Source organism: Streptomyces sp. WELS2 (genome assembly GCF_013870595.1).
In the GTDB taxonomy this organism is placed as follows: Bacteria; Actinomycetota; Actinomycetes; order Streptomycetales; family Streptomycetaceae; genus Streptomyces.
This window is the reverse complement of record NZ_JACBWZ010000815.1, coordinates 1-2721: the sequence shown is the minus strand read 5'-3', so window position 1 is coordinate 2721 and position 2721 is coordinate 1. Positions and strand designations below refer to the sequence as shown.

General features: G+C 72.5%; 2 protein-coding genes and 2 pseudogenes. 3 read left to right on the top strand and 1 reads right to left on the bottom strand.

What is annotated here, in order from left to right; translation table 11 throughout:
• Positions 1-201: pseudogene (locus H5J33_RS30245) on the bottom strand (hypothetical protein); the annotation flags it as partial.
• A 307-nt stretch (positions 202-508) separates the two neighbouring features.
• On the opposite strand from H5J33_RS30245, the gene H5J33_RS30240 reads away from it, so the two are divergent.
• The 3 genes and pseudogenes from H5J33_RS30240 to H5J33_RS30230 all read left to right on the top strand — a co-directional run.
• Entirely contained in the window at positions 509-1114 is a 606-nt protein-coding gene (locus H5J33_RS30240) for a M48 family metallopeptidase (protein WP_181797971.1), read from the top strand.
• A gap of 214 nt (positions 1115-1328) precedes the next feature.
• A complete protein-coding gene (locus tag H5J33_RS30235; RefSeq protein WP_399552961.1) occupies positions 1329-1970 on the top strand; it encodes a TerD family protein in 642 nt (213 codons plus the stop codon).
• A pseudogene (locus tag H5J33_RS30230) lies at positions 1862-2455 on the top strand (glycosyltransferase family 2 protein); the annotation flags it as partial. The gene H5J33_RS30235 and the pseudogene H5J33_RS30230, both read left to right, overlap by 109 nt.
• Positions 2456-2721: the final 266 nt, after the last annotated feature.

The following is a 2721-nucleotide window of genomic DNA, read 5'->3' as shown; positions in this document are numbered from 1 at the left end:
GCTCTGCGCCCGCAGCGACGCCAGACCGCGGGTGCCGTCGAGCAGCTTCAGCAGGCCCTCCGTCACCGGGTCCACCGGGCCCAGCGTCACCGCGTGCGCCGGGGTCATCCCGAACTGCACGGTGCCGCGGTCGCGCCAGCCGCGCCGCAGCGCGGGCTTCACCATCGGATGCATGTCGGACCCCCGTACGGAAAAGACCAGCGCGGAAAAAGCGGAAAAAGCGGAAAAGAGCGGAAGAGCGGAGCGGACCGTGCATTCGCCGGTGAAACCGGTCACGCTCCGCCGACGCCTGCCAGCATGCCCGGGCCGGTCGCCGGGCGCCGAAAGTTATCCACAGGCCGACTGGTTTGTCGTACGAATCCGGGGTGCGTGACCGGTCAACAGCGGGATGAACATGGGCAAACAAGATCGGCGGAGCGATCGTACGAATCCAACACATGGTGGGGGATCGACGGCGAACCCTTCCGGGCCCGCGACTTTGCCCTCGCCCACCGGGTAACGTCGGGGCGTGCCCGCCGACCCTCTGTACCGCGCCGGTGAACCACAGCGCAGCACGACGACCCAGCCGCCCGGCGGCTCGGGGGCGAGCGCGATCGAGGTCCGCAGGAGCGCCCGGCGCCGTCGCACGGTCTCCGCGTACCGCGAGGGCGATCGGACCGTCGTACTCATCCCCGCCCGGATGTCCAAGGCGGAGGAGCAGCGCTGGGTGACCGTCATGCTCGACAAACTCGCCGCCCAGGAGAGCAGGAAGACGCTGGGCGACGCCGAGCTGGCCGAGCGCGCCGCACGGCTGTCGGCCCAGTACTTCGCCGGCCGCGCCCGCCCCGCCTCCGTGCGCTGGGTAACCAACCAGAACACCCGCTGGGGTTCGTGCACCCCCGCCGAGGGCAGCATCCGGCTCTCGCACCGCTTGCAGGGGATGCCGGAGTACGTCGTGGACTACGTGCTCTGCCACGAACTGGCCCATCTGCTGGTCCCCGGGCACGGCCCGGACTTCTGGCGGCTGCTGGAGGCCTATCCCCGGACCGAGCGGGCCCGCGGCTACCTCGAGGGGGTCGTCGCCGCCGCGCGGCTGCCGCACGTGCCGGGCGCGCGCGGCGGACGGAACGCCTGACGCCCTGTGGCGCGGCGCCAGAAGGCGTCGTGCCGGCCCGACGTTCGGCCGCCCCGGCCGAGCCGTGTCCGGGCTTCCGGCCCAGCCGTGTCCGCGGTCCGGTGTGATCGTGTACCGGCTCTGTACCGACCAGGACCCTTCGGCGGAGTTGTCGGTGTTTGCCGTTAGCCTGGCGCGACGCACTCATACTCGGGATGGGGGACGGTCGTAACGCATGGCCAGGGAATTCCAACGCGGCCACAAGGCCAGGATCAGTGACCTCACGCTGGGCACGGATCTGTACGTAGGCGTGCAGATCTCGGCTCCCGGTCTGACCTTCGACATCAGCTGCTTCGGCCTGGACGCCGACGAACGGCTCTCGGACGACCGGTACTTCGTCTTCTTCAACCAGCCGAAGTCGCCCGAGGAGTCGATCCGGCTGCTGGGCGCGCAGGCGGGCGACACCGAGTCCTTCCGGGTCACCCTCGACCGGATCCCCTCCGAGATCCGCAAGCTGTCCTTCACGGCGACCATCGACGGCGCCGGCCAGATGTCGCAGATAGGCCCCGGGTACCTGCGCATCGTGGCGGGTGGCGAGGAGGTCGCGCGGTACTCCTTCGACGGCTCCGAGTTCTCCACCGAGCGGGCCGTGATGCTCGGCGACTTCTACTTCAAGGACGGATGGCGGTTCGCCGCGGTCGGACAGGGCTTCGACGGCGGCCTGGAGGCGCTGCTGAAGAACTTCGGCGGCGAGGTGCTGGAGGAGGAGGACTGCTGGACCCCCGGCCGCGGCTGGCCGCCGTCACCGCCCGGATCCTGGTCGAGCCCGACGGCACCGAGGACCCGGTCGTCCCCGAGCTGCGCGACTCCCCGCTGACCGGCCCCGACTGGCTGCCCGGGCCCGCGCTCGGCTCCTTCCTGGCCGCCGCCACCGTGCTGCGCACCGAGGCCTTCCGGGCCGCCGGCGGCTTCCACCCCGGCCTGTGGCTCGGCGGCGAGGAGGAGCTGCTCGCCTGCGACCTCCAGCGTCAGGGCTGGTGGCTCGCCTACGCCGGGGAACTCACCGTCCACCACCACGCCTCCCGGTTGCGCGACAGCACCGCCCGCCGCGTCCTCGGCCTGCGCAACACCCTGTGGTTCACCTGGCTGCGCCGTCCCCTGCTGCCGGCGCTGCGCCGCACCGGCCACCTGATCCGGACCGTGCCCCGGGACGCCGCCTCCGCCCGCGCCTTCGCCCACGCCACCGCCGGACTGCCGTGGGTGCTGCGCCAGCGCGACCCCGTACCGCCGGACCTGGAACGCCGGATCGCCACGCTGGAACGCGCCCGCCGGGACTCACCCGCGCGGCGGTACGTCGGCTGACCGGCCGGCGCCACGACACGCCAGGGAGCGTCGTTGCCTCCGGCACCGGGTGCGGGCACAGTGAACCCCCGGTCAAGAAGCGGCCGGCCGATCCTTCCTCCCCGCCCAGGAAGCCCTCCGCCCATGGAAACCGGTCAGCCCACCCCGGCCCGGGTCCGGCCCGGCGGCCCGGCCCCGCTGCTGCTGCGCACCGAACGCGAGCACCGCACCGGCCTCGGCACGGTCACCGTCGTGGTCGACGTCACCGACCGGTACCGGGCGGCGTG